Source organism: uncultured Nitratireductor sp., from assembly GCF_913053745.1.
Classification (GTDB): domain Bacteria; phylum Pseudomonadota; class Alphaproteobacteria; order Rhizobiales; family Rhizobiaceae; genus Nitratireductor.
On record NZ_CAJXGF010000059.1, the window covers coordinates 1 to 25442 of the forward strand.

Consider the following 25442-nt stretch of genomic DNA (forward strand, 5'->3'; position numbering starts at 1 on the left):
CGCCCGCCGTTTTTTTGCTTGCTCAGATCGATGTTTGGGCACCAGCCAGAATGCAGCGTACGGAAAGCCTTATGTCTTTCTCGGGAACGTCGAGTGTTTGGGTAAGCAACCGCATCCAGGCATACGAGATTGTCAGATCGGCTATCCTTGTTGCTTCGATCGCCAATTTTTTGCCTGATCGTGGTGCGGCGAGCATTTCTGCAAGCCGCTCTCGGCGTGTGGACACATACTCCAGAAAGACCTCTCGGGCCGACGATTCCACTTGGGCTTCTGCCATGATGGAGCGAAATATGTCGCCTGAGGGACCGTCGAGCCAATGTGCGAAGAGGCTTTGCAGATACATGACGAGGTCATCTTCGATGTCGTCCGTCACCGGGTACTCGATGCCGCTTTTCTGAAGGTGGTAAACATCCAGAAGAAGGGCGGCCCGGCTCGGCCACCATCTGTAGATTGTGGGCTTACCGGCACGAGCTCGCTTGGCGACCTTCTCAACTGAAAAGCCCGCATACCCCTCGCTGTGCAGAATTTCCAGCGCTGCTGCGCGAATGGCTTCAGCCGTTTCCGGGTTGCGCTTGGCGCCGATCGATTGGCGTCTTGGAGGCGGGGCATCCGATTTTGCCACTGTGACACATCTCTTGTGGGCTGTTGAAGCAGGAGCGCACTCTAGCAGGGCCCTTGACAAAACGGAACGATCCGTTTTATTTAATCGGAACGTACCGTTTCGATAAGGATACCTTCTATGACTGCTGCATCGCAATCCACACGCTTTTCCCGACCACGCTTTGCTGTTCTTGTTTTTGCCGGTGTCTATCCGCTGGTAACGGGGCTTCTTTATCTCGTGCTTCCTTTCACCGAAGATTGGACCCTCTGGCAGCGAACGCTCGTGGTGGTGCCGTTGGTGGTAATCGCTATGGTTTGGCTTCTCATTCCGATGGTGCAGCGTGTGTTTCGCGCCTTCTTGAACCCGGTTGTCCGCTAGACATCGTATTGGGAGAGGGCCACTATCGGGAAAAGCCACTTATCGCGCCGTTTGTGACTTCGTTGGGAGCGTTCAGCACGCAAGGCGTATTCCGTCACGGCCTCAACCCGGTTTCGGCTTGCGCCGGGAAAAAAAACCGGGCAGACCGGCAAGCATTGAAAGCCGCAACCCGAGTAAGTTTGCCTCATGTCCGCTGCAGTCTCCCCGCTTGCGCCCGAAAAATATCCGTCCATGCCGTCTGTTGAAGGCGTGCGCATCGCGACCACTGAGGCCGGTGTGAAATACAAGGGGCGGACGGATTTGCTCACAATGGTGTTCGACCAGGGCACCACAGTGGCTGGTGTCTTCACTCGGTCGAAATGTCCATCTGCGCCGGTGGAGTTCTGCCGTGAAAATTTGGCAGGCGGAACGGCGCGCATTCTGGTCGTGAATTCGGGCAACGCCAACGCGTTCACCGGAAAGAAAGGGCGCGTGACAACGGCTGCCGTCGGCGAAGCTGCGGCCAAGGCGTTGGGTGTGGGGAAAGACGCTGTGTTCATGGCATCCACCGGCGTTATCGGTGAGCCGCTTCCCGCCGAGCGAATCACTGGCTTTCTGGAAAGCATGACGCGCAACGCCCGCTCCGACGGCTGGCTGGAAGCCGCCAAGGCGATCATGACCACGGACACCTATCCCAAAGTGGCCACGGCAACGGTGAAAATCGGCGATACGGACGTGATCATCAACGGCATCGCCAAGGGAGCCGGCATGATCGCGCCGGATATGGCGACGATGCTCTCTTTCGTGGCGACGGATGCACCGATCGCGGCACCTGTTTTGCAGGATCTCCTTTCCAGGGGAACGGACAAGACCTTCAATGCTGTGACCGTTGACAGCGACACGTCCACGAGTGACACACTGATGATGTTCGCGACTGGAACCGCGGCCAGGCGCGGCGCACCGACGATCAGTGACACCAAAGACCCGCGGTTGGCCGGGTTCCGGCGTGCGCTCAACCGTGTTTTGAAGAACCTCGCCTTGCAGGTTGTGCGTGACGGCGAAGGCGCACGCAAACAGCTCGAAATCACCGTGAACGGAGCGAAGTCGTCTCGATCTGCGAAGAAGATTGCGCTTTCCATAGCCAATTCGCCGCTCGTCAAGACGGCTGTCGCCGGTGAGGATGCCAATTGGGGGCGTGTCGTCATGGCGGTCGGCAAAGCGGGCGAGCCGGCGGAGCGCGATCTTCTGTCCATATGGTTCGGGGATATCCGTGTCGCTCACGAGGGCGAACGCGACCCCGACTATTCCGAGGAAGCCACATCCGCCTATATGAAAAAGGATGAGATCGCGTTACGCGTGGATCTCGGCATCGGGCGCGGCAAGGCTACGGTTTGGACCTGCGATCTGACCAAGGAATATGTCGCCATCAATGGTGACTATCGGAGCTAGGGTGTGCCAGGCCAGGTGAGGCAGGACGCAAAAAAAGACTTCGCGATTATTCGTCGTTTCGAGGCGGCCGGGTTGCGCGCCTGGCCGGCGGAAACGGTTGCCTATGACGGTACGTGGGTTCTGCGATTGACAGCGGGCCATCCGGCCAAGCGCTTGAACTCTATTAATCCGCTCGACCCGGGCGACTACCGCAATCTGGACGCGCGCATCGAGGCCGCCGCCGAGCAGTTCAGGGCTTACGGGCGGCCCGTAACGTTTCGGCTTTCGCCGCTCGCTGCACCGGAAATTTCTAGCTATCTCGATCGGCAGGGATGGGCGAAGCTCGGTCACTCACTGGTGATGGCGCTCGACCTGGGCAAAGCGGATCTTTCCGCAGCGATGGATCAGATTCCACTTAAGGACCGGCGCCGTTTCGTCAATGCCACTCTCAAGGTTCACGGATACGAGGAACTTCATCGCGCGGGGCTTGCCCGCGTCATCGGCGCCATTCGGCCGGAAACTGGGCTGTTCGTTCTCGAAGAGGGCGAGGAGCCGGTGGCGACTGCCATCTGTGTGCATGACAGCGATCTGGCGGGGCTTTTCGAAATCGCGACCAGACCTTCCTTGCGCGGCAAGGGTTTCGGCCGTCGCGTCCTGCTCTCGGCGCTCAAATGGGCGCAGTCTCATGGTGCCGAGCGCGCCTGGCTGCAGGTGGAAGCCGACAATGGTGTGGCGCTGCGTCTTTATCGCGCGCTCGGTTTCAAGGAAATCTATTCATACCACTATCGCCAACCCGGACCACCGGCTGACACGGAGCGCAACGCATGAACGATCAGCCCAAGCGGATACTCCTGGTGGCGGCTTGTGCGTTGGTCGATCCGGACGGTCGGGTGCTTCTTGCCAAGCGCCCGGAAGGCAAGACCATGGCAGGACTCTGGGAGTTTCCCGGCGGCAAGGTGGAAGCCGGCGAAACGCCTGAGAATACTCTCGTTCGCGAACTCACCGAGGAACTGGGGATTGAGACCAAGACGGCATGTCTTGCGCCCCTTACTTTCGCCAGCCACACCTATGAAGACTTTCATTTGATGATGCCGCTTTACGTGTGTCGGCGTTTCTGGGGCACACCCGTGGCGCAGGAAGGCCAGGAACTGAAATGGGTGCGACCGCGCGACATGCGCGGCTATCCCATGCCACCCGCCGATGCGCCGCTCATACCATTCTTGATCGACCTGCTTTGAGTACTCAGCTTCAGGGTTAAGCCTTCGTTTACGCAACAATGAGAATTTGATTGCGGGGAAGCGCCGCATTCGCGGCCGGGTCAACCGTCTGGCGAGGGGTTGTTATGACGTTCAAAGTGCACGGTGATGCGGAGCGCGCGGAATGGACCGTGCGGGCCGGCAATATGGGCATGGGCGCTCTCCGGGTCGCTTTGCTGTTTGGAACCGCTGGCGTGGCGCTGGCGCTGGTTCTCACACCGATGGCCGAGAAACGCGCACGAGCCACGGTCGTGCAAATCGGTGCGCCGTTCGGCATCGACCCTATTACCACCGCATCGACCAAGCGGGACAATCGGAACTACACGATCCGACGCAGCGTATTGCAGCCCTCGCGCAATGCGGTATGCGTCATCCACGAGGATGGACGTCGAAGCGGGGAGTGCTGACAAACCTGTAGCCAGGTCTCAAGGTTTCTTAAGGCTTTCGCCCTAGGATCGTATTTCGAACAGGGAACCGCGCGCATGGGCAGGCACTTTCTACACGACACGTCAGGTGCGACAGCGATCGAGTATGCACTGATCGCCGGTTTGATCTCGCTGGCGATTGTGGTCGGCGCGGCTCAGACGGGCAAAGAGGTCAAGGCATCTTACGAAAACGTGGCCGACAGGGTGACGAGCGCCAATCAATGAGCCGCCGCTTCCGCGTGCATTCTAGCGCTTTTTGTTCCTTTCCAATGCATCTTTCAATGACATCTTTGCGCTGCCGGGCGCCAACGGCTTCTGTTGGGATTCGTGCGGCGCCCAGCCCGACATCCAGACCAGATTGAAGGTCGCTCTTATCCGCCCGTCCGGATCGGCAAAGCGTTCCGCATAGATTTGCGCCGCGCGCACGAAGAGGGTGCGTGTTGCGGGCCGCCGCGTGCGTGCGGACAGGATGCTGGTGGCGCCCATTGAGCGCAAGTCGCGCATCAGATCGAACATGGTCGCATAGCGCACGGTAACGTTCTCGAGATCTGCAACCGGCAGCGCGAAACCCGCCCGTTGCAGAAGGGCGCCTATGTCGCGCACGTCGGCGAACGGACTGACACGAGGGGCGGCACCCTGGGACAATTCAGTCTCGGCTTCCAGAAGAGATTCCCGCAATTCCTGCAGCGTGCCTGCGCCCGCCATAGCGCCGAGAAACAATCCGTCGGGCTTCAGACTGCGCCTGATCTGTGCGAGCACTCCTGGAACGTCGTTGATCTCGTGAAGGCTGAGCAACGACACGATGAGATCGAAACTGTCGGGCTCGGTCGGTAGCGTTTCGCCCCCGGCGACAAGGCCTCCATTCTCGAGCAAAGCCGGGTCGACCTCGATACGCGCGACCTCCCCGATCTTGGTGCTATTCTGCATAGCGCGTGCGGCGTCGTCCGTCAGGCAAAACACTGCAGCGGCTTTCTTGAAGTGCCGTTCGACGGTCGCAATGCGCTCTTCCAAATCGTCGACCGCCCGTTTCATCAGAAAGCGCGCGCCCGGGTCGCCCTGGATCAAAGCGCGTTTTTTGCGCAAAAGGGCCAGTTCGCCGTCGAAGAGCTGTTCCATGCGTGATCCTCTGTTTGAGGGTGCGCCATCGCACAAAATTGCTATGGTGGCAAAGAGGCAATGCGTTGGGGAAAGCGACGGCCGGGGGGAGCGATTGGCGGTGCGCGTTTCGCAAATGACGGGCGTAATGACGGGATGGATGCAGCGCGTCCTCTTTCCGCCGGTCTGTCTTGGCTGCTCGAATTTGGTCACCGAGCCCGGAACGCTTTGTCCTTCCTGTTGGAGCCGATTGCGGTTTCTGGAGCGGCCATGGTGTCCGGTGATGGGGACGCCGTTCTCCATCGACCTTGGCGAGAACATGCTTTCCGCAGAAGCGATTGCCGATCCACCGCCCTTTGCGCGAGCGCGTTCGGCCGTTGTCTATCAAGGCGTTGCGCGCAATCTTGTGCAGGGGCTGAAGTTCCGTGACCGCACGGACCTTGCACCCTGGATGGCACGCTGGATGGTGCGTGCAGGCGTCGAACTTCTATCCGAATCCGATCTGGTCGTACCGGTGCCGTTGCATCGCGCCCGTTTTCTGTCACGACGCTTCAACCAGTCGGCGGAGCTTGCACGTGCGGTCGCAAAATTCGGTGGGCTCGATTATGCGCCGGAAGCGCTCGTTCGAGCGCGCCGCACACGCCAGCAGGTGGGCCTCGCCGCGCGCGAGCGTCAGGCAAATGTGCGCGGCGCCTTTCGCGTGCCGGAGATTTCAGCTCCGAAGATAAAATCGCGCCGCATCGTTCTGGTGGACGACGTCTACACGACCGGCGCGACGGTTGCGGCGGCCTCACGCGTCCTGAAACGTGCCGGTGCGCACCAGGTTGACGTGCTGACCTTTGCCCGTGTTCTTCCGGGGGACTTCCGGGCCGACGAACAAGACCCTATATAAGCTCCGACAAAGAGTATGAGACAAACGATGCCTGAAGTGACGATCTATACCCGGATGATGTGCGGCTTTTGCAGCACGGCAAAGCGTCTGCTCGACAGCAAGGCTGTCGCATATACCGAACACGATGCGAGCTTCTCCAACGAGTTGCGCCAGGAAATGGTTCAGCGCGCGAACGGCCGTTCGACTTTTCCGCAGATTTTCATCGGTGACACCCATGTGGGTGGTTGCGACGAGCTGCTCGCGCTCGAGCGCGATGGCAAGCTGGACGCGATGCTCTCGGAGATTCAGGCATGAGCAAACTGATCGCCGCCGCTCTTCAAATGCGTTCCGGCACCGAGCCGGAAGCGAACACGGATGCGTTCGAGGCGCTGGTGCGCGAGGCTGCGGGGCGGGGTGCACGTTATGTGCAAAGCCCCGAGATGACCGGTGTTCTGGTGCGCAGTCGCGAAGAGCTTGCCGAGCGGATCGCCGCGGATCGTGGGACGCTGATAATCGAGCGTGCACGCGGGCTTGCCGAAGAGCTTTCGATTTTCGTCCATCTCGGTTCTACCGCAGTCGCGCTTGATGATGGCCGCGTCGCGAACCGCGCTTTCCTTTTTGCGCCGGATGGCCGTTTGGTCACCACGTATGACAAGCTTCACATGTTCGATGTGGACCTGGACAATGGCGAGAGTTGGCGTGAATCGGCCACTTATGCGCCCGGTGAGCGCGCTGTGGTTGCCGATTTGCCTTTTGGCCGGCTTGGTTTCGCCATTTGCTACGATTTGCGTTTTCCGCAATTGTTCCGTGCCCTCGCGCGCGCTGAAGCCCAGGTGCTGACTGCTCCGGCGGCCTTCACCCGCCAGACCGGCGAGGCGCATTGGCATGTGTTGGTGCGTTCGCGCGCAATCGAAAACGGCGCGTTCATGATCACCGCCGCCCAAGGCGGTCTGCACGAGGACGGACGGGAGACCTACGGACACTCGATGATCGTCGATCCCTGGGGAAAGGTTCTGGCCGAGGTCGATGGGGATGCGCCTGGCATCGCGATCGCAGAACTGGACCTGGATCAGGTGGCGGTTGCGCGCGCAAAGATTCCGAACCTGAAGAATGCGCAGGATTTCTCCGTCGCTCGGGTTTCGAGTGGCCCGTCGGTCGAAAGGAAAGCCTCATGATCAGCTTCAACCTGATCTGTGAGCACGATCACGCATTCGAGGCCTGGTTTCGCAACAATTCGGATTTCGATGACCAGAGAAAGCGCGATCTGGTATCTTGCCCCCATTGCGGGTCCAGCCGGGTGGAGAAGGCTTTGATGGCCCCCGCCGTTTCCACCGGCAAGCGACGTGAACAGATCGCACTGGCCATCGGCGAACAGCAGAAAAAAGTGTTGGCCCAGCTCAAGGAATTATCGGACAAGGTGCGCGAAAACGCGGACTATGTGGGGGACAAATTCGCCGAGGAGGCGCGCAAGATCCACTTTGGTGAAACGGAAGCCCGCGGCATTTATGGCGAAGCGACTTCCGAAGAGGCCGAGTCTCTTGTGGAAGACGGAGTCGAATTCATGCCGTTGCCGCTTTTCCCCGAAGAGCAAAACTGAAGCCGCTTACGCGTCTGGCTTGGTTGCGGCCACCATGTAGTTGACGTCCATGTCGCGTGAACGCTGCCAACGGTCGCCGAGCGGGCTGTAGACGACGCCGCTCCGGTCGATGATTTCAATGCCGGCACCGGCAAGTCCTTTTTCCAGTTCGCTCGGACGCACCAGTTTTTCATATTGGTGCGTGCCCCGCGGCAGCCATCCAAGCACGTATTCCGCGCCGATGATTGCCAGCCCCCAGGCCTTCAGCGTCCGATTGATGGTCGCCACGAACATCAGGCCCCCGGGCTTCAGCATCGCTCCGCACTTAGAGAGAAAAAAGTCCACATCGGAAACGTGTTCCACCACCTCCATATTGAGGATGATGTCGAAGCTTTCCCCCATATCCGCAAGTGCTTCTGCGCTCGTTGCACGGTAATCGATGGCGAGTTTGCTCTGCTCGGCGTGAATTCTGGCCACCTCGATATTGGTTTCGGAGGCGTCCGCCCCCACCACCTCGGCACCCAGACGCGCCATTGGTTCGCACAGCAGGCCGCCGCCGCAGCCGATGTCGAGCATGCGCAGCCCCGCGAACGGTTTTGCCGTGTGCGGATCGCGGCCGAAATGCGCCGCCACATGATCGCGGATATAGGCCAGCCTCACGGGATTGAACTTGTGCAGAACGCCCATCTTTCCCGCAGGATTCCACCATTCCGCCGCCAATGCGGAGAAATGCTCGATTTCACGCCTGTCGATCGTCGTTTGTCGGGCCTCGGACATGGAAACCCCCTCGCTGGGTGTTGCTGAAACCTGGACCCATGAAGTCGGGTTGCAGCGGGCAATTGTCAAGGCGGGAATTGTCTCAGACCCAGGCCGGAATCCGCTCGCAGAGTCGGCTTAGCCTTCCAATGTAGGTGTTCCAGCCTTCTTCGAGCAGGCGCTTTGTCTGTGTCGGAACTTCTCCCGTATGCATCAATGTGAGCTGCACACCGGCTTCCCGTTCTTCAAGGCGGATTTCGACCGTGGAAGGTTGCGCCTCGTCTATGCAATCGAAGGACCAGACCATGCGATGAGGTGGTTCCAGAACGAAAATTTCCACATTGGTCCATCCGCGCCAGCCGGTTGTCGCATTGCCGATCAGTGTGAAACGATGTCCGACGACCGGCTTGAAGTCGACCGCGAAGAACCATTTGGCGATCAGGTCGGATCGGGTGAGGCCGTTCCAGACGGTGGTTATGGACGCCTTGATGTGTCGTTCAAACGTCAGATCGATCATCGGGTACATCGATGGACTCCGCGAGTTCGGCATGTCGGCCGACGAGCCGCGTGGTGTCGCGATCCATCTCGAGGTGAACGATGCGGATGAATGGTACGGGCGCGCCGAGAAGGCAGGGGCGACCGCAACAATGCCGCTGGATAATACGTTCTGGGGTGCGCGGTACGGCCAGTTGTGCGATCCTTTCGGTCATAATTGGGCGATCGGCGGACCGATTCCGGAATGACCACGGAAGGGGTCCGAGAAGCTTTGCTTGGCCGTGTCGCATTGCTTGCAGATAACTGATCTTTTCGATATGGAGTGCGCGGCGCAGAGCGGGTTTCCGCTGCTGCATCGTGTTGTATCCGCGCGTTTGTCGGGCGGTTGGAATTTCCGAGCAAAGGCACTCCGTTCCCATGGCGCGCATCGTTATGAAGTTCGGCGGAACCTCCGTCGCCGATATCGACCGCATCCACAATGTGGCGCGTCACGTAAAACGCGAAACCGATGCGGGACATGAGGTGGCAGTCGTCGTTTCGGCCATGTCCGGCAAGACCAATGAACTGGTTGGCTGGGCGCAAACCATGCCGAAGGCTACCGGCGCCGAATCTCCTTTTTACGATGCGCGCGAATATGATGCGATCGTTGCTTCGGGCGAACAGGTGACCAGCGGTCTTCTCGCCATTGCCCTGCAATCCATGGGAGTCGACGCTCGCTCCTGGCAGGGTTGGCAAATTCCCATTCGTACCGACAATGCGCATGGTGCCGCACGCATTCAGGACATCGACGGCAGTGAGATCGTCCGCCGTATGGGCACCGGCCAGGTGGCGGTCGTCGCCGGTTTTCAGGGCATAGGGCCGGACAACCGCATCGCCACGCTGGGGCGTGGCGGTTCCGACACCAGTGCGGTGGCGGTGGCGGCGGCTGTGAAGGCGGACCGTTGCGACATTTATACCGATGTCGATGGCGTCTACACGACCGACCCTCGCATCGAGCCCAAGGCGCGGCGCCTGCCCAAGATCTCTTTCGAGGAAATGCTTGAAATGGCGTCGCTTGGCGCCAAGGTGCTTCAGGTCCGTTCGGTGGAACTGGCCATGGTGCACAAGGTCAGAACCTTCGTAAGATCGTCTTTCGAGGATCCGGATGCGCCGGGCATGGGGGATTTCGACAACCCGCCCGGTACGCTCATTTGCGATGAGGATGAAATCGTGGAACAGCAAGTCGTCACCGGCATCGCCTACGCCAAGGACGAGGCGCAGATATCGCTTCGTCGCGTTTCCGACCGCCCGGGTGTGTCTGCCGGCATTTTCGGTCCACTGGCCGAATCCAACATCAATGTCGACATGATCGTGCAGAACATCTCAGAGGATGGCTCACGCACGGATATGACCTTCACGGTGCCGTCCGGCGATCTGGAAAAGGCCGTTTCGGTGCTTGAGAAGGTGCGCGATACGATCGGTTTCGATGCCATTCAGTCGGAAGCGGGGCTCGTGAAGGTCTCCGTTATCGGCATCGGGATGCGCAGTCATGCCGGTGTTGCTGCAATTGCCTTCAAGGCCTTGGCCGAAAAGGGGATCAATATTCGCGCGATCACCACATCCGAGATCAAGATATCGATTCTGATCGACGGTCCCTATGCGGAATTGGCGGTTCGCACTTTGCATTCTGTCTACGGTCTCGATAAGCAGTAACAAACAATAACCCGAAAACCGGCTTTTGCCTGGCTCCTTCATGTGGCTGGCACGGGCCAATGGAGAGGGGTTCGATGCGAGATTCTGCCGGCGGCCCGAGAGTGTTGCTAAGGCGTTTGCGGGAACTGATGGCCGAGGCGCTCGATCCGCAGGAGCGTCTCGATCACATCGTTCGCGAAATCGCCCAGAACATGGTGGCCGAGGTGTGCTCGCTTTACGTGCTGCGCGCCGATTCGATGCTGGAACTCTACGCCACCGAGGGTCTGAACCCCGGTGCGGTCCACTTGGCGCAGCTTCGTCTCGGTCAGGGTTTGGTCGGCACCATCGCCGCCAGCGCGCGGCCGCTTAATCTTTCCGATGCTCAGAAGCACCCGGCATTTACTTACCTGCCGGAAACGGGGGAAGAGGTTTATCACTCGTTTCTTGGCGTTCCGGTACTTCGGGCCGGACGTACCCTTGGCGTACTCGTGGTGCAGAATCGCACTATGCGGCACTATCGCGAAGACGAGGTGGAAGCGCTGGAAACGGTTGCAATGGTCATCGCCGAGATGATCGCCACGGGCGATCTGGCGCGGTTGACCCGTCCGGGCATCGATCTCGATCTGAGTCGTCCCGTCAGTATGACGGGCTTGCCTTTCAACGAGGGCGTCGGGCTTGGCCACGTGGTGCTCCATGAGCCGCGCATTGTCGTTACGGCGCTCTTCAATGAAGACAGCGAGGTTGAACTGGAGCGGCTCGAGACTGCTCTCGATTCTCTGCGTCTGTCGATCGACGACATGCTGTCGCGTCGTGATGTGGCTTTCGAAGGCGAGCACAGAGCCGTGCTTGAAGCCTATCGTATGTTCGCCAACGATCGAGGCTGGGTGCGCCGTCTGCAGGAGGCGATCCACAACGGCCTGACAGCGGAGGCGGCGGTCGAAAAGGTGCAAAGCGACATGCGCGCGCGCATGATGCACATGACCGACCCTTATCTGCGCGAGCGAATGAGCGATTTCGACGATCTCGCCAATCGTCTGCTGCGTCAGTTGATGGGGCGGGGGGCCGATGCGCTGGCGGAAATTCTGCCCAAGGACGCCATTATCGTTGCGCGCTCGATGGGGGCTGCGGAATTGCTCGATTATCCGCGGCAGAAATTGCGCGGCCTGGTGTTGGAGGAGGGCGCGCCCACGAGCCATATCGTTATCGTCGCCCGTGCCATCGGCCTGCCGACGGTGGGGCAGGTAAAGGGTGCCGTTTCCATGTCGGAGAACGGCGATGCGATCATCGTTGATGGCGAAGATGGTCAGGTGCATCTGCGGCCGCAGGCGGATGTCGAAGAAGCCTATGCCGAGAAGGTGCGCTTCCGCGCGCGCCGTCAAAAACTCTACCAGGAGCTTCGTGATCGCCCGACCGAAACCAAAGATGGAACTCCCGTCGACCTGATGATGAATGCCGGGCTCGCCGTCGACCTGCCGCAACTGGCGCAGTCGGGAGCGGCCGGTATCGGACTTTTTCGCACGGAACTCCAGTTTATGGTGGCTGCGGCCTTTCCACGCGTCGAAGCTCAGGAGCGCCTTTATCGCGAGGTCCTCGATGCAGCCGACGGCAAGTCGGTAACGTTTCGTACGATCGATATCGGCGGTGACAAGGTGCTCCCCTACTTTAAGGGAGCGCAACACGAGGAAAACCCGGCGTTGGGTTGGCGCGCCATTCGCCTCACACTTGACCGTCCGGGGTTGCTGCGCACACAGATTCGCGCGCTCTTGAAGGCGGCCGGCGGACGCGAATTGCGCATGATGCTGCCGATGGTCACGGAGGTCAGCGAGGTTCGCCAGGCGCGCGAGATCGTTGATCGCGAGGTGCGGCACCTTTCGCGGTTTGGTTACCTTCTGCCCACACGCCTTAAACTGGGGGCGATGATCGAGGTGCCCTCGCTGCTTTGGCAGCTTGAGGAGCTGATGCAAACGGTGGATTTCGTTTCCGTCGGTTCCAACGATCTTTTCCAGTTCGTCACCGCGACCGATCGCGGCAATACGCGTATTGCCGATCGGTTCGATCCCTTGAGCGTGCCGTTCATGCGTATTCTCCGCCAGATCGTGCGCGCAGGAGACGAGCATGGAACCCCGGTAACCCTGTGCGGCGAGTTGGCCGGACGGCCCATCTCGGCCATGGCGCTGCTTGGGATCGGCTTCCGCTCCATCTCCATGGCACCGGCGGCGATCGGCCCGGTGAAAGCAATGCTTTGCGAACTGCCGCTCTCTGACCTTGCCATCGTGATGGAAGAAGCACTTGCCAACCACAGTGCATCCACCGATATTCGCGCGCTGCTTCGCGATTTCGCCAACCGGCACACCGTTGCTCTCTAGAACTGACAGGCTTTCCCGTCGATGACCGACTTGCCACGCGACCGCATGGACCAGGTTCTCAAACGCTTCGAGCTGATCGAGGCGCAGATGGCGGCAGGACCCGAGCCCGATGTCTATGTGAAGCTCGCTTCCGAATATTCCGAATTGCAGGAAGTCGCGGGCAAGATCCGCGAATTGCGCCAGGCCGAAAACGAACTGGACGATCTCAAATCGATGCTCGCCGATCCGGCGACGGACAGAGAGATGTGTGAGCTCGCCGAGGCTGACCTTGAGAACGTTGAAGCACGCCTCGAGACGCTCGGCGAGGAAATGCAGATCCTTCTCCTGCCGAAGGACGAAGCCGACGACAAAAACGCAATTCTGGAAATCCGCGCCGGCACCGGTGGCGATGAGGCCGCTCTTTTCGCCGGCGACCTGTTCCGGATGTACGAGCGCTATGCTTCGGAGAAGGGATGGCGCGTCGAAGTCGTCTCGGCCAGCGAGGGCGAGGCGGGCGGCTACAAGGAAATCATTGCCACTGTTTCGGGCCGCGGCGTGTTCTCACGCCTGAAATTCGAATCCGGCGTTCATCGGGTACAGCGTGTGCCGGCGACGGAGGCGCAGGGCCGTATTCACACCTCTGCCGCCACGGTTGCGGTTCTGCCGGAAGCCGAGGACATCGACGTGGACATCAGGCCCGACGACATACGCATCGACACGATGCGTGCTTCGGGCGCCGGCGGGCAGCACGTCAACACAACCGATTCGGCAGTGCGCATCACGCATGTCCCGACCGGGATCGTTGTGCTTCAGGCTGAAAAATCGCAACATCAGAACCGCGCTCGCGCCATGCAGATCCTGCGGGCGCGGCTGTTCGATATGCAGCGCATGAAAGCGGCGGACGAGCGGTCCGAGGCGCGGCGTTTGCAGGTGGGCAGCGGTGACCGTTCGGAGCGCATCCGCACCTATAATTTTCCGCAAGGGCGCCTTACGGATCACCGCATCAACCTGACGCTCTATAAGCTCGACCGCGTGATTGAGGGCGACCTCGATGAAGTGATCGACGCTTTGATCTCCGACCATCAGGCCAAGCTGCTTGCGGAAACAGAGACGGATGGCTGACGCCGAGACTCTTGGTGCACTGCTTGTTGAGGCTCGCGACAGGTTGAAGCGTGCCGGAATCCCCGAAGCGGCGCTCGATGCGCGGCTTCTCGTCGAACATGTCACGCAAACCTCGCGCCTCGATGCCATCTCGCGACCCGAATGGACGATCTCCGAGGCCGAACGTTCATCGTTGAACAACGCGCTGGAAGCGCGCATCGCTGGCAAACCCGTGCATCGTATCATTGGTTACAGGGAGTTCTACGGGCTGAAATTGAAGCTTTCGGAGGAAACGCTCGAGCCTCGCCCGGATACCGAAACGCTGGTCGATCTCGTTCTGGCGGAGGCTCGGCGACTGGGTGGGGAAGACCGCCCCTGGCGTATCCTCGATATTGGGACAGGCACGGGCGCGATTGCACTGGCTTTGTTGAGCGTTTTGCCGGCCGCGCGGGCTGTCGGATCGGATATTTCCGCCGATGCGCTTGCAACGGCGCGCGCGAATGCCGATATAAATGGATATGGCGGTCGGTTCGAGGCCTGCCTGTCCAACTGGTTCGACCAGATTGACAGCCGTTTCGACTTCATCGTCTCGAACCCGCCCTATATCCGTGAATGCGATTGGTGCAGCCTTGCCATTGAGGTTCGCGGACACGATCCGAGACGTGCGCTCGTTGCCGGCCAAGACGGTCTGGATGCTTACAGACGGATAGCTGCGGAAAGCGCGGCCTGTCTGGCTGCTGGCGGAATGATTGCCGTAGAGATTGGATACGATCAAAGGGAGAGTGTAACCGAGCTTTTCACCGGGAAAGGTTTTCGCTTGCACCAGGCGGGACGGGATTTGGCCGGACATGACCGAACGTTGATTTTCGCCGCAAAAACGTCTCGTGAACAAGCTTGAAAAAAAGCTTGGCATTGCAAAAGAATGCCGCTAGGTTCCGGCTACCGGATGGGACGAAGCAGACAGCACCGTTATCGATTCGGTTCCCGAGGACCAGCTGTCGTGAAAGGCGTTTATCGCCTCTGCTTCATTGTGGGGATTGTCCGGCAACTGATATGAAGCGGAACAGCAATGGCATTGGCGCCCGCGACGAGCGGCGCGGCATAGAGCCAAGGGGAGATGTGAGACTGCTGGCTTCCCGCCGTCGTCCGCCATCTGAAAGAGTATCGTTTCAAACAATCTGTCTCGAACAAGCAGTCTCGAAAACCAAGAGAGTCGAATGAGGCCACAACAGCAGAACAGGCGCATGCGCGGTCGCGGGAATAACAACCGCAAGGGCCCGAATCCGTTAGCACGCAGCTACGAGAGCAATGGCCCGGATGTGAAAATCCGCGGAACAGCACAGCAAGTGGCGGATAAATACGCCGCACTGGCGCGTGATGCGCAAAGTTCCGGTGATCGCGTGATGGCTGAGAACTATCTGCAACACGCGGAACACTACAATCGCATTATCGCTGCGGCTCAGGCACAGATTCAGCAACAGCAGCAAGCGCGTGAGAATCGCGACGATTCCGATGGCGACGCGGACGAGCAGGACGCTTCCGAGGCAAGCAACGGCAGCAACCAGAAGCAACAGCGCCAGAAGCGTGTCGAGGACGGTTCCGGTCCGCAACCCGAGATCAAGGGTGTTCCGGCCGAGCTCGCGCTCAACGGCGAGGAAGCGGGCGCTGGCACGACGAACGGCCACGCTGCTGACGGCATGAACGGCGGGACGGAAGGCGACAAGCCGAAGCCTGCACGCCGCAGCCGCAGCAAACCTGCCGCCGCTAAAGCGGAAAGTGGCGACGAGGCTCAGGAAGGTGAAAAGCCGGCCAAACGTCCACGCCGCCCCCGCACGCGTAAGACGGAGGATGCCGAAGGCGGTGAAGGAAGTGAGAGTGCTGCCCCTGCTGCCGCGCCTGAAAAGATCGCCGCGCAGGGCTGAACAGGCAAACGAGAGAATGTACGAGACGGCGGGACTTCCCCGCCGTTTTTCGTTTTGGTCTCCATCTTGTGCTGATAGGGATATGTTCCCATATCTCAAACAGTTGGGCTTGCCGCGAAAGACCGTGATAATCTGATCCGATCACGGTTTATGGGAGCCCGTCGCATTGGTCGTTGTCGGTGCTGCAAAGCAGGTCGGCAAGGAAATGGAGACACTTATGAACTTTGAGAAGTATTCGGAGCGGGTTCGCGGTTTCATACAGGCTGCGCAAACCCACGCGCTGACCAGCAATCACCAGCAGTTTACGCCTGAGCATTTGCTCAAGGTGCTCGTCGATGACGAAGAGGGGCTCGCCGCCTCGCTTATCGAACGCGCGGGTGGGCGGGCGCAGGATGTTCGTCTTGGTGTCGAAGCCGCGCTGAAGGCCATGCCTCAGGTGGAAGGCGGCAATGGTCAACTCTATATGGCGCAGCCCCTCGCCAAGGTTTTTTCAACCGCTGAGGAGCTTGCCAAGAAGGCCGGCGACAGCTTCGTCACCGTGGAGCGTCTGCTTACCGCGCTTGCGGTCGAGAAATCTGCCAAGACGGCCGACATCCTGTCCAAGGCAGGCGTTACGCCGACCGCTCTGAATCAGGCGATTAACGATATACGCAAGGGCCGGACGGCCGATTCGGCCAGTGCCGAACAAGGCTACGACGCGCTCAAGAAATATGCGCGCGATCTAACGGCGGATGCCCGCGGGGGTAAACTCGACCCTGTGATCGGCCGCGACGACGAGATTCGTCGCACGATCCAGGTTCTGTCGCGCCGCACGAAAAACAATCCGGTGCTGATTGGCGAACCCGGTGTCGGTAAAACCGCCATCGCCGAAGGGCTTGCCCTGCGCATTGTCAATGGCGACGTCCCTGAATCTCTGAAAGACAAGCAGCTCATGGCGCTCGATATGGGGGCCTTGATTGCCGGGGCGAAATATCGCGGCGAATTCGAGGAACGCTTGAAGGCTGTGCTTTCCGAAGTGACGGCAGCCAATGGAAACATCATTCTGTTCATCGACGAAATGCACACACTTGTGGGTGCCGGCAAGGCCGATGGCGCCATGGATGCATCCAACCTCCTGAAGCCGGCTCTTGCACGCGGCGAGTTGCACTGCGTCGGTGCGACGACGCTGGATGAATACCGCAAGCATGTGGAGAAAGACGCCGCATTGGCCCGACGTTTCCAGCCGGTTTTCGTCACCGAGCCGACGGTTGAGGACACGGTTTCGATCTTGCGCGGATTGAAGGAGAAGTATGAGCAGCATCACAAAGTGCGGGTTTCCGACTCGGCTCTTGTCGCTGCCGCCACGCTCTCCAACCGTTACATCACCGACCGTTTCTTGCCCGACAAGGCCATCGACCTTGTGGATGAGGCGGCTTCTCGGCTGCGTATGCAGGTGGACTCCAAGCCGGAAGAGCTCGACGAGATCGATCGGCGCATCATGCAGCTCAAGATCGAGCGCGAGGCGTTGAAGGCGGAAAAAGACGAAGCATCGAAGGATCGCCTGGCGAAACTCGAGAAGGAATTGACCGATCTCGAAGAGGAGTCGTCGCGCCTCACCAGCCGCTGGGCCGCTGAAAAGGATAAGCTCGGTCTTGCCGCCGACCTCAAGAAACAACTCGACGAGGCACGAAACGAACTGGCCATTGCCCAGCGCAGGGGCGAATTCCAGCGGGCCGGTGAACTGGCTTACGGCCTGATCCCGGAACTTGAGAAAAACCTTGCCGAGGCCGAGGCGCAGAGCGAGGAAGAGGGCGCTTCCGGTATGGTCGAGGAGACCGTTAAGCCGGATCATGTGGCTCATGTCGTTTCGCGTTGGACCGGTATTCCGGTTGACAAAATGCTCGAAGGCGAACGCGAGAAATTGTTGCGCATGGAAGATGAGCTCGCCAAACGGGTCGTTGGCCAGGGCGAGGCGGTGCAAGCCGTGTCCAAGGCCGTGCGCCGTGCCCGTGCCGGCTTGCAGGATCCCAACCGGCCCATCGGTTCGTTCATGTTCCTCGGCCCGACCGGTGTCGGCAAGACGGAGTTGACCAAGGCGCTTGCCAGTTTTCTCTTCGACGATGAGCAGGCGATGGTGCGCATCGACATGTCGGAATTCATGGAGAAGCACTCCGTGGCCCGGCTCATCGGCGCGCCGCCCGGCTATGTCGGTTATGAGGAAGGGGGTGTTCTGACCGAGGCGGTTCGCCGCCGGCCTTACCAGGTCATCCTGTTCGATGAGGTCGAAAAAGCGCATCCTGACGTGTTTAACGTGCTCCTTCAGGTTCTCGACGACGGTCGTTTGACAGACGGTCAGGGTCGCACGGTCGATTTCCGCAACGTGCTGATCGTTATGACTTCGAACCTTGGCGCCGAGTACCTCGTAAATCTTGGTGAGGGCGAGGATGTCGATAAGGTGCGCAACGAGGTCATGGATGTCGTCAAGGCGTCCTTCCGCCCCGAGTTCTTGAACCGGATTGACGAGGTTATCCTGTTCGACCGGCTGCGTCGGCAGGATATGGGGCAGATCGTCGAGATCCAGCTTCAGCGTCTGGAAAGGCTACTCGCAGACCGTAAGATTACGCTCGACCTCGACAAGGAGGCGGTCGATTGGCTTGCGAACAAGGGTTATGATCCGGCTTACGGCGCGCGTCCCCTGAAACGGGTCATGCAGAAGGAACTTCAGGATCCGCTTGCGGAGAAGATTCTCCAGGGCGAGATCTTCGACGGCTCCAACGTAAAGGTTACGTCGGCTTCCGATCGCCTGAATTTCCGTACGCGCAAGGCGTCGCTCGAGGAGCAGGCCGAACAGGCGGCCTAGTTCGGACAAGGGGAAGGCACGTGCAAATCGACAAATACAATGCGGTTTGCGCTGCCTTTCCCCACACCGCGCATGTCGTTCAATGGGGTGGGGCGCATGTCTGGAAGGTGGGCGGCAAGGTCTTTGCCATCGGCAGTCATAGCGGTGGCGAGAATGTTGCCGTGTCCTTCAAATGTTCGGAAATGGCGTTCGACGTGCTAAGGGAGCAACCGGGTCTGCGCCCGGCACCTTATCTCGCATCTCGCGGCATGAAATGGATCCAGAGGCAGACCAACGAAACAATGGACGACGACGCATTGGCGGATTATCTGGCGGAAAGTCACCGGATCGTCGCCTCGGGCCTGACCCGCAAACTGAGGCGTGAACTCGGCCTTGATCCGGCCTGAGTTCCGCCCTGAAAATGCCGTGACCGTCGCCATCTTCACGTCCGGTTCATCTCCTATGGTAAATCATTCGTCAAATGGGCGAATCGCCGGCGGGGCGATCAGCCTATCCAGATGGGATGAGACGAGGGGCGATGAAGGTGAAACTGCATTTGATGACTGCTTTGTGCCTGGCGATGGGGCCGGCGGCGGCGCTGGCTGCAATGCCGGAAACCGAAACCCGCCGCAACAGCCATGTGTTCAATTCAGCCGATAACGATGTTGCGCGCGATTGGGATGCGCCGAACACGGTGACTGCGGACACGCCCGTTCAAATTGCTCAAAACTATGATTTCGATGTTTATATCGATCAGTATGGCCGCGAGATCATTGTTGATGCCTATACTGGCGAAGTGGTGGAAATTCGTCCTGCGGCGCCGGGCGACAGGCAGTACGAACGCCGGCCCGCGCGCCCGCGCGAGTTCGGTGGCCAGGTTTATGACTTCTCCGACCCTCGCGATGTCGACCGCTACAGGCGTGATCGCGGAAGGGCGCGCAATGCGCCGGACGATCGCTATACGGATCCGTACGCCGATCAATCCTACGGCGAGGCACCGCGATACGACGACCGGGATGTCTATCGCGAGGCCCCCGACTACCGGCGTGAAACCATCGAACGTGCACCGCTGGATGCGCCGGACCCAAGGGACAGCATGGCCGCCATTCCCGATGGAGAGCCGGGCTTTGATGATGGTTCCGACAATGCGTCCGACATGCCGTCTCTCCCAAAGGACAGCGCCGTGGTCCTGCCGAGCGGTGTTAGTGAGGATGTGACCCGTTTTCAGGTGCTGCTGGACCGTCTAGGCGCATCGCCCGGCGTGATCGACGGCCGCACTGGCGACAATGTCAACAAAGCGATCCGCGCTTATCGCGAGATCACGGGCCAGACGCTCAGAACCTATGACAAGGAATGGGTGAAAGCGGAACTGGAGCGCACCGGCGGCGATGCATTTAAGGACTATACCATCACTGCCGAGGATGCTGCGGGTCCATATATCGCTTCGGTCCCATCGGATTACGCGCATAAGGCGCAGCTCGAGGCACTTTCCTATACGTCTGTTGTCGAGATGCTGGCCGAGCGTTTTCATATGGATGAAAAATATCTGGTTGCTCTCAATCCGGATGCGAATTTCAATCGCCCGGGAACGATTATCAAAGTGGTCAATGTCAAGCGCCCCGCGAAGGTTGAGGTAACGCGCATCGTGGCCGACAAAAGTGCCAAGCAATTGCGCGCCTACAACGAAGATGGTCAGCTCGTGTCGGCCTATCCCGCAACGATCGGTTCATCCGACACCCCGTCGCCCACAGGCACGCATACCGTTGCCCGGATCGCCCTCAATCCGGAATATACCTACAATCCGAAACTCAATTTTAAGCAGGGCAACAACGATAAGGTCCTCACCATACCTCCCGGTCCCAACGGTCCGGTCGGATCCGTTTGGATCGCGTTGTCCAAACCGACCTACGGCATTCATGGTACGCCCGATCCTTCCAAGATCGGCAAGACCGCCTCGCATGGCTGCATCCGCTTGACCAATTGGGACGCCGAAGAGCTTGCAAAGCGTGTTAAGCCCGGCGTCTCAGTGACGTTTGCCGAATAGGTCTGCTTGGAAGCTTCGTGACAGCTTACGGCAGTGAGCTTTCTTCTCCCGGATTGATGAGGGAGGATTCGGCAGGTACCCTCTCCCGATGCAGGGGCCATGCGAAATCGAACCTGGGCTTGCGCTTGAGGCTGAAAGCGCGGCGGAGCGGACATTCTGTCCGCGTTCGCGCCGGAGCAATGTTCTGTTCGCCGCGATCTTGGCGTCTGCTCTCGGCTTTATCGATGGATCCGTTGTGTCGGTTGCCATGCCGGCAATGCGCGCCGATCTCGATGCTTCTCTGGCCGATGCGCAGTGGATTTCAAACGCCTATGCATTGACGCTCGCGGCTCTTATCCTGGTTGGCGGAAGTGCTGGAGACAAATTTGGTCTGCGCAAGACGTTCATTGCCGGCATCGTGCTGTTTATTCTGGCCTCGATGGTGTGCGCTGCCGCTCCTTCGGCCGATGCCTTGATTATGGCCCGTGGGGTGCAAGGCATTGGTGCCGCCTTCATGGTTCCCGGCAGTTTGGCCATCATCGCCAAGGCCTATCCAAGGGCAGAGCGGGGCAAGGCGATTGGCATATGGGCGGCTTCGTCCGCGCTGACCACCGCGATAGGTCCGGTTTTCGGCGGCTTGCTTTTGTCCGCGTTCGGCGACGCGGCCTGGCGCGTCATTTTTGCGATCAACCTGCCCTTGGGCGCGCTCGCCATCGCAATGCTTCTGCGTGTCCCCCCAGACCGGCCGGCGGGCGACCGAAAATTGGATCTGATCGGCGCGATCCTGGCGACAATCGCCTTTGGGGCGATGTCCTACGGTCTTACCGCGTCCTCCGCGGACAGTCCTGGAGAGGGTGGCGCGTCTGGCGCGATGGTTCCGGTGGCCTTCGGACTCTGCGTGCTCGGCGGCTTCGTCGTCTGGGAGCGGTCGCGCAAGGAGCCGATGATCGATCTCTCGCTTTTCGCCATTCTTCCGTTTTCCGGCGCCAATGTTGCGACCTTCGTCCTTTATTTCGCGCTGTCGGGTATTCTCTTCTACCTTCCCATGCTGCTGATCGCCGGGTGGGGGCTGGATGAAGCCACAACGGCGTTTATATTCTTGCCCTTGTCGCTGGCGATTGCGGGTCTTTCGGGGCCGGTCGGACGCCTGTCCGATGCGGTCGGCCCTCGCTTGCCGATCACAGCTGGCAGCTTCGTCGTGGCGCTGGCGTTCGGTGGTCTGGCCTTTATCTCCGGATCGGGCATTCACCGCTTCTGGTTGGCGGCATTTCCTATGATGGTGCTGATGGGGCTGGGAATGGCGCTTGTCGTCTCGCCCTTGTCCACTGCTGTTATGACCTCGGTGAGGGATGAAGATACCGGTGCGGCCTCAGGGATCAACAATGCCATTTCGCGCATCGCCGGTCTCATGGCTGTGGCGGCGATGGGCACCTTCGCCGCGTACCGGTATGCGGGCGCACTCGGATCGCGGGTGGAAACGGTGCCGGGATTCGGCGAGCCTGCCGGTGGCGCGTTGCCCGACACGCTGGAGGCTGCGCGGGTGTCCGCCAGCGATGCCGCGTTTTCCGGGGTGGCCTGGGTGATGTGCGCCTTCTGTCTTGCGTCTGCGTTGGTTGCCTGGTTCACGCAACAGGCGAAAGGCAAAGAACCCGTGGGCGCAACGGGCCTGGATTGACGGATCAGCTATCGCTCGCGGCGACTGAAAGCGGGGCATCCTCGTTTTCTTCGAGCAGTTCATCGATCCGGCCGCGTTCGCGTTCGAAGGCCAGCAGATCCTCACCCTTGAGCGCGCGGTTGTCGGGCAGGCGCACCCGCATCGGGTCGACCTTGGTGCCGTTGACGATCATTTCGTAGTGAAGATGGTTGCCGGTCACCAAACCGGTTGCCCCCACATACCCGATCACCTGGCCCTGACGAATGCGAGCACCCGCCGACACGCCCTTGGCGATACCGCTTTGGTGATTGTAGGACGTCTTGAAGCCGTTGTTGTGGCGGATGATGGTCTGGCGCCCATAGCCACCGGCCCAGCCTGCCTTTTCCACAACGCCGTCACCGGCAGCGATGATCGGGGTGCCGCGTGGCGCACCCCAGTCCACGCCTGTGTGCATCTTGCTATAGCCGAGGACAGGATGCCGCCGCATGCCGAAACCGGAGGTGAACCGACCGTTCGGAACCGGGTTTCTGAGCATGAAACGTTTCGCGCTGCGGCCGTCCTCGTCGAAATAGTCGACTGTGCCGTCGTCAAACTGAAAACGATAGAAAGTGCGTGTCGTGCCGCCGAAACTCGCCTTTACATAAAGCAATTCTGACTGATCCGTGGCGTTCTTGTCCGCATCCGGCGCCGAAAAGAACACTTCGAGCTGGTCGGCGGGCGAAAGCCGCGATTGGAAATCGACATCCGCCGACAGGAGTTTTATGAGCCGCTTCGTCATATCGGGCGTCAGGCCGTAAGCATAAGCCGCACGATAGATGCCGTCATAGACGCGCGGCAGATCGGAGCGGGGCATGCGGCGCGATGCGGCCGGGTGGTCGAAGGCTGCAAGAAGCACCGGGTTCATCTCCGGTTCCTCCGCCGGCACATATTGTTCGCGATCGTCGAGGGCGATGGTCACGATATGCTTCCTGCCCTCGTAGACGCTCGTGCGCACGATGCGGCTTCTTTCGCCACGGGTTTCGACACCGATGCGAAGCAACGTGCCCGCCTTGAGGTCGGGAGCGTTGAGCAGCTTGGTAATGGCTTCGACCATGCCGTCGACGTCCTCGCCCTTGTAGCCGGACTGGGCGAAGACATCGGCGATCGCCCGCTCGGTGCGGAAGGGAATGAGGTCTTCTGCGAATTCCGGTGTGGTTTCCCGGGTGGTCTGCGTTGCGATGGAGACGTTTTCGGGGATGACGCGCGCGCCGAAAGCGGCGAGCGCCTGTGTCGATAGTGTATCGCCGAAGCGTTGCGGATCCACATAGTGGAGTGCGGCCACCTGCACATCGCCGTCGGTCAGAATCGCGCCGGTGTTGCGGACTGCGACCTCGACCTCCTCTGTGCTCAGACTGCGCGCCGAGCTGAACTCTTGAGAATGCAGCGGGAAGTCCAGACTTTTGAGGCTGACTTCGCTTTCCACCTTCGCGCCGTAGATCAGGCCTGTGCGGGCGGTGGTTGTGGCGCCGTCCTCTGCGAATACGGCGAGCGGGTCGAAAGGCGGGTAGTCCTTGTCGGTCGAGTGATTGGCGGTGAGGGCCATCTTGGCGTGCACGAAGGGCAGGGTGCGGATGACGTCGGTGTCGCCGCTGCGCATCACGGTCGACACCTCCATCATGCGCCGCTCTTCGCCGCGGCTGATCGTGGGGGGCGTTACGAGACGGGTTGTCTTGGCTGCTTCCGCAATGGGATCGGATATGTCGCCGAGAAGCGCGACCTCGGGTGGCGTGGCGAGTTGCTGGCGACCATCCAGGGCGGCGGAAAGCGCCACACCCATGAGAACCGTAGAAGTGACGCCTGTCAGAAATGTGCCGACAAGCCAGCGCGCGGAAATTTCACGGCGATCGGGCGGGCCGCTGCGTCCGTCTGCAATAAGGGGATCGTCTTCGCCAACGGTCTGTTCGAGAAGCTCGCTATCGTTCATTGCCGGTGGCGCCTCGATGTCATGTTTCTTTTCCTTGCCATACGGGGCGGCGCGCAAGGACGTGCCCGGGCTTGACGGACAGGCGGACAGCGCGGTTCAACGCTACATCGGAGAACAACGATGACAGAGGCTTCTCCCCGACCCTCACGGTCATGAATACCTGATCTATATAATGAGCGTCCGAAATGCGCCGTCGGGACGCTGTCGCTCTATGAAATCGCATTCCGCATTTATTCGTTAAATTCGACTCTAATGTGACGGCGTGATGAATGGCAACACTTGTGTGAAGCCGTGTTCGAAAAGCGGACTTTCACGGTCCGAAAAATGTGTCGCAAAAAATTCAAAAAACTTACGTTTTGTCCGTTGACAGTTTGTTTGGGTCCGGCCTATATACGCGTCACCAACGAGGGCGGCACGCCGCTGGCGGCGCTTAGTTTCGGCCTTGTTGGGGATATCATAGAGAGCCGCGTGAGCGACACTCGACCGGGCCCGGAGCCGAAACGCTGAGGGCCCTGACGTTGCGTCTGTGACGTCTGATCTTTGACAATTGAATATTGGAAGAAAGAGAAACGTGGGCGGCAGAGGCTTGCGGGATCTGGGTACCTTCGGGGATTTGGATCCGAACGAGACTTTGGCGGATCACGTTTCGAGAGAAAGTTACAATCGTCTGGCTGGTTTTATCGGTCAGGCGGGTGTGAATGTTCTCGTCGATTCAAGCGTGACCATAAAGCCAATATCAAATCTCTAAACATGAGAGTTTGATCCTGGCTCAGAACGAACGCTGGCGGCAGGCTTAACACATGCAAGTCGAGCGCCCCCTTGTGGGGAGCGGCAGACGGGTGAGTAACGCATGGGAATCTACCCAGCTCTACGGAATAACTCAGGGAAACTTGAACTAATACCGTATGCGCCCTTCGGGGGAAAGATTTATCGGAGTTGGATGAGCCCATGTCTGATTAGCTAGTTGGTGGGGTAAAGGCCTACCAAGGCGACGATCAGTAGCTGGTCTGAGAGGATGATCAGCCACACTGGGACTGAGACACGGCCCAGACTCCTACGGGAGGCAGCAGTGGGGAATATTGGAC

The 25442-nt window shown here is 59.7% G+C and carries 25 protein-coding genes and 1 rRNA gene; 21 read left to right on the forward strand and 5 right to left on the reverse strand.

Annotated elements, in window-relative coordinates; all coding sequences use genetic code 11:
* Positions 1–22: 22 nt before the first annotated feature.
* Complete coding sequence (locus QZ638_RS11330) at positions 23–622, reverse strand: TetR/AcrR family transcriptional regulator (protein WP_295810241.1); 600 nt, start codon at positions 620–622, stop codon at positions 23–25.
* Between the two features lie 117 nt (positions 623–739).
* On the opposite strand from QZ638_RS11330, the gene QZ638_RS11335 reads away from it, so the two are divergent.
* The 6 genes from QZ638_RS11335 (at position 740) to QZ638_RS11360 (ending at position 4292) form a co-directional block, all read left to right on the forward strand.
* A complete protein-coding gene (locus QZ638_RS11335; RefSeq protein WP_295810244.1) occupies positions 740–979 on the forward strand; it encodes a hypothetical protein in 240 nt (79 codons plus the stop codon).
* Positions 980–1165: 186 nt separating this feature from the next.
* Positions 1166–2407: a bifunctional glutamate N-acetyltransferase/amino-acid acetyltransferase ArgJ gene (gene argJ, locus QZ638_RS11340; RefSeq protein WP_295810246.1), complete on the forward strand. Its 1242-nt coding sequence runs from the start codon at positions 1166–1168 to the stop codon at positions 2405–2407.
* Positions 2408–2410: 3 nt separating this feature from the next.
* Positions 2411–3214: an N-acetyltransferase gene (locus tag QZ638_RS11345; RefSeq protein ID WP_295810249.1), complete on the forward strand. Its 804-nt coding sequence runs from the start codon at positions 2411–2413 to the stop codon at positions 3212–3214.
* Positions 3211–3624 carry an 8-oxo-dGTP diphosphatase MutT gene (mutT, locus tag QZ638_RS11350; RefSeq protein ID WP_295810251.1) on the forward strand — a complete coding sequence of 138 codons (414 nt, stop codon included), beginning with the start codon at positions 3211–3213 and terminating at the stop codon, positions 3622–3624. Before QZ638_RS11345 ends, mutT begins: the two co-directional genes overlap by 4 nt.
* A 104-nt stretch (positions 3625–3728) precedes the next feature.
* A complete protein-coding gene (locus QZ638_RS11355; protein WP_295810254.1) occupies positions 3729–4049 on the forward strand; it encodes a hypothetical protein in 321 nt (106 codons plus the stop codon).
* A 75-nt stretch (positions 4050–4124) separates the two neighbouring features.
* Positions 4125–4292: a Flp family type IVb pilin gene (locus QZ638_RS11360; RefSeq protein WP_295810257.1), complete on the forward strand. Its 168-nt coding sequence runs from the start codon at positions 4125–4127 to the stop codon at positions 4290–4292.
* 21 nt (positions 4293–4313) lie between these two features.
* Here the strand turns inward: QZ638_RS11360 and QZ638_RS11365 are convergent, their stop codons facing one another.
* A complete protein-coding gene (locus QZ638_RS11365; protein ID WP_295810260.1) occupies positions 4314–5183 on the reverse strand; it encodes a methyltransferase domain-containing protein in 870 nt (289 codons plus the stop codon).
* Positions 5184–5298: 115 nt separating this feature from the next.
* Here QZ638_RS11365 and QZ638_RS11370 point away from each other — a divergent pair, with 115 nt between their 5' ends.
* From QZ638_RS11370 to QZ638_RS11385, 4 genes are read left to right on the forward strand one after another with little or no spacing between them, the layout of a single operon-like run.
* Complete coding sequence (locus tag QZ638_RS11370) at positions 5299–6054, forward strand: ComF family protein (RefSeq protein ID WP_295810299.1); 756 nt, start codon at positions 5299–5301, stop codon at positions 6052–6054.
* A gap of 27 nt (positions 6055–6081) precedes the next feature.
* Entirely contained in the window at positions 6082–6348 is a 267-nt protein-coding gene (gene grxC / locus QZ638_RS11375; protein ID WP_295810262.1) for a glutaredoxin 3, read from the forward strand.
* Entirely contained in the window at positions 6345–7208 is an 864-nt protein-coding gene (locus QZ638_RS11380; protein WP_295810264.1) for a carbon-nitrogen hydrolase family protein, read from the forward strand. Before grxC ends, QZ638_RS11380 begins: the two co-directional genes overlap by 4 nt.
* Positions 7205–7630, forward strand: a complete 426-nt coding sequence (locus QZ638_RS11385; RefSeq protein ID WP_295810265.1) for a DUF1178 family protein — start codon at positions 7205–7207, stop codon at positions 7628–7630. Before QZ638_RS11380 ends, QZ638_RS11385 begins: the two co-directional genes overlap by 4 nt.
* Before the next feature lie 6 nt (positions 7631–7636).
* Here QZ638_RS11385 and ubiG read toward each other — a convergent pair whose 3' ends face one another.
* Both ubiG and QZ638_RS11395 read right to left on the reverse strand, forming a co-directional pair.
* Positions 7637–8386, reverse strand: coding sequence for a bifunctional 2-polyprenyl-6-hydroxyphenol methylase/3-demethylubiquinol 3-O-methyltransferase UbiG (ubiG, locus tag QZ638_RS11390; protein WP_295810268.1), 750 nt, complete (start codon positions 8384–8386; stop codon positions 7637–7639).
* 82 nt (positions 8387–8468) lie between these two features.
* Positions 8469–8891, reverse strand: a complete 423-nt coding sequence (locus tag QZ638_RS11395; RefSeq protein WP_295810270.1) for an SRPBCC domain-containing protein — start codon at positions 8889–8891, stop codon at positions 8469–8471.
* A gap of 22 nt (positions 8892–8913) precedes the next feature.
* Between QZ638_RS11395 and QZ638_RS11400 the strand changes: the two genes are divergently transcribed.
* The 10 genes from QZ638_RS11400 to QZ638_RS11445 all read left to right on the forward strand — a co-directional run bounded on the left by QZ638_RS11400 (position 8914) and on the right by QZ638_RS11445 (position 22415).
* Positions 8914–9108, forward strand: a complete 195-nt coding sequence (locus QZ638_RS11400) for a VOC family protein (RefSeq protein WP_295810272.1) — start codon at positions 8914–8916, stop codon at positions 9106–9108.
* Between the two features lie 169 nt (positions 9109–9277).
* Positions 9278–10552: an aspartate kinase gene (locus QZ638_RS11405; protein ID WP_295810277.1), complete on the forward strand. Its 1275-nt coding sequence runs from the start codon at positions 9278–9280 to the stop codon at positions 10550–10552.
* Positions 10553–10626: 74 nt separating this feature from the next.
* Entirely contained in the window at positions 10627–12897 is a 2271-nt protein-coding gene (gene ptsP / locus QZ638_RS11410) for a phosphoenolpyruvate--protein phosphotransferase (RefSeq protein ID WP_295810279.1), read from the forward strand.
* Between the two features lie 21 nt (positions 12898–12918).
* Positions 12919–13998 carry a peptide chain release factor 1 gene (gene prfA / locus QZ638_RS11415; protein ID WP_295810282.1) on the forward strand — a complete coding sequence of 360 codons (1080 nt, stop codon included), beginning with the start codon at positions 12919–12921 and terminating at the stop codon, positions 13996–13998.
* A complete protein-coding gene (prmC, locus tag QZ638_RS11420; RefSeq protein WP_295810284.1) occupies positions 13991–14875 on the forward strand; it encodes a peptide chain release factor N(5)-glutamine methyltransferase in 885 nt (294 codons plus the stop codon). Before prfA ends, prmC begins: the two co-directional genes overlap by 8 nt.
* A 346-nt stretch (positions 14876–15221) precedes the next feature.
* Complete coding sequence (locus QZ638_RS11425; protein WP_366936236.1) at positions 15222–15899, forward strand: DUF4167 domain-containing protein; 678 nt, start codon at positions 15222–15224, stop codon at positions 15897–15899.
* Between the two features lie 217 nt (positions 15900–16116).
* Positions 16117–18738: an ATP-dependent chaperone ClpB gene (gene clpB, locus QZ638_RS11430; protein WP_295810290.1), complete on the forward strand. Its 2622-nt coding sequence runs from the start codon at positions 16117–16119 to the stop codon at positions 18736–18738.
* 20 nt (positions 18739–18758) lie between these two features.
* Positions 18759–19124, forward strand: a complete 366-nt coding sequence (locus QZ638_RS11435; protein WP_295810292.1) for an MmcQ/YjbR family DNA-binding protein — start codon at positions 18759–18761, stop codon at positions 19122–19124.
* Positions 19125–19255: 131 nt separating this feature from the next.
* Positions 19256–20761 carry a L,D-transpeptidase gene (locus QZ638_RS11440; protein WP_295810294.1) on the forward strand — a complete coding sequence of 502 codons (1506 nt, stop codon included), beginning with the start codon at positions 19256–19258 and terminating at the stop codon, positions 20759–20761.
* 88 nt (positions 20762–20849) lie between these two features.
* Positions 20850–22415, forward strand: coding sequence for an MFS transporter (locus QZ638_RS11445; RefSeq protein ID WP_295810295.1), 1566 nt, complete (start codon positions 20850–20852; stop codon positions 22413–22415).
* A gap of 4 nt (positions 22416–22419) precedes the next feature.
* Here QZ638_RS11445 and QZ638_RS11450 read toward each other — a convergent pair whose 3' ends face one another.
* Positions 22420–24357 carry a M23 family metallopeptidase gene (locus QZ638_RS11450; RefSeq protein WP_295810297.1) on the reverse strand — a complete coding sequence of 646 codons (1938 nt, stop codon included), beginning with the start codon at positions 24355–24357 and terminating at the stop codon, positions 22420–22422.
* A gap of 746 nt (positions 24358–25103) precedes the next feature.
* Here QZ638_RS11450 and QZ638_RS11455 point away from each other — a divergent pair.
* Positions 25104–25442 (forward strand): 16S ribosomal RNA (locus tag QZ638_RS11455); the annotation flags it as partial.

Bases quoted from the DNA above. Each gene is read 5' to 3' on its own strand.
- grxC (WP_295810262.1), top strand. From the start codon at position 6,082: ATGCCTGAAGTGACGATCTATACCCGGATGATGTGCGGCTTTTGCAGC.
- QZ638_RS11425 (WP_366936236.1), top strand. From the start codon at position 15,222: ATGCGCGGTCGCGGGAATAACAACCGCAAGGGCCCGAATCCGTTAGCA.
- clpB (WP_295810290.1), top strand. From the start codon at position 16,117: ATGAACTTTGAGAAGTATTCGGAGCGGGTTCGCGGTTTCATACAGGCT.
- QZ638_RS11385 (WP_295810265.1), top strand. From the start codon at position 7,205: ATGATCAGCTTCAACCTGATCTGTGAGCACGATCACGCATTCGAGGCC.
- QZ638_RS11335 (WP_295810244.1), top strand. From the start codon at position 740: ATGACTGCTGCATCGCAATCCACACGCTTTTCCCGACCACGCTTTGCT.
- QZ638_RS11370 (WP_295810299.1), top strand. From the start codon at position 5,299: ATGACGGGCGTAATGACGGGATGGATGCAGCGCGTCCTCTTTCCGCCG.
- QZ638_RS11445 (WP_295810295.1), top strand. From the start codon at position 20,850: ATGCAGGGGCCATGCGAAATCGAACCTGGGCTTGCGCTTGAGGCTGAA.
- prmC (WP_295810284.1), top strand. From the start codon at position 13,991: ATGGCTGACGCCGAGACTCTTGGTGCACTGCTTGTTGAGGCTCGCGAC.
- QZ638_RS11360 (WP_295810257.1), top strand. From the start codon at position 4,125: ATGGGCAGGCACTTTCTACACGACACGTCAGGTGCGACAGCGATCGAG.
- QZ638_RS11355 (WP_295810254.1), top strand. From the start codon at position 3,729: ATGACGTTCAAAGTGCACGGTGATGCGGAGCGCGCGGAATGGACCGTG.
- QZ638_RS11405 (WP_295810277.1), top strand. From the start codon at position 9,278: ATGGCGCGCATCGTTATGAAGTTCGGCGGAACCTCCGTCGCCGATATC.
- ubiG (WP_295810268.1), bottom strand. From the start codon at position 8,386: ATGTCCGAGGCCCGACAAACGACGATCGACAGGCGTGAAATCGAGCAT.
- QZ638_RS11380 (WP_295810264.1), top strand. From the start codon at position 6,345: ATGAGCAAACTGATCGCCGCCGCTCTTCAAATGCGTTCCGGCACCGAG.
- ptsP (WP_295810279.1), top strand. From the start codon at position 10,627: ATGCGAGATTCTGCCGGCGGCCCGAGAGTGTTGCTAAGGCGTTTGCGG.
- QZ638_RS11365 (WP_295810260.1), bottom strand. From the start codon at position 5,183: ATGGAACAGCTCTTCGACGGCGAACTGGCCCTTTTGCGCAAAAAACGC.
- QZ638_RS11395 (WP_295810270.1), bottom strand. From the start codon at position 8,891: ATGTACCCGATGATCGATCTGACGTTTGAACGACACATCAAGGCGTCC.
- argJ (WP_295810246.1), top strand. From the start codon at position 1,166: ATGTCCGCTGCAGTCTCCCCGCTTGCGCCCGAAAAATATCCGTCCATG.
- prfA (WP_295810282.1), top strand. From the start codon at position 12,919: ATGACCGACTTGCCACGCGACCGCATGGACCAGGTTCTCAAACGCTTC.
- QZ638_RS11400 (WP_295810272.1), top strand. From the start codon at position 8,914: ATGTCGGCCGACGAGCCGCGTGGTGTCGCGATCCATCTCGAGGTGAAC.
- QZ638_RS11450 (WP_295810297.1), bottom strand. From the start codon at position 24,357: ATGAACGATAGCGAGCTTCTCGAACAGACCGTTGGCGAAGACGATCCC.
- mutT (WP_295810251.1), top strand. From the start codon at position 3,211: ATGAACGATCAGCCCAAGCGGATACTCCTGGTGGCGGCTTGTGCGTTG.
- QZ638_RS11440 (WP_295810294.1), top strand. From the start codon at position 19,256: ATGAAGGTGAAACTGCATTTGATGACTGCTTTGTGCCTGGCGATGGGG.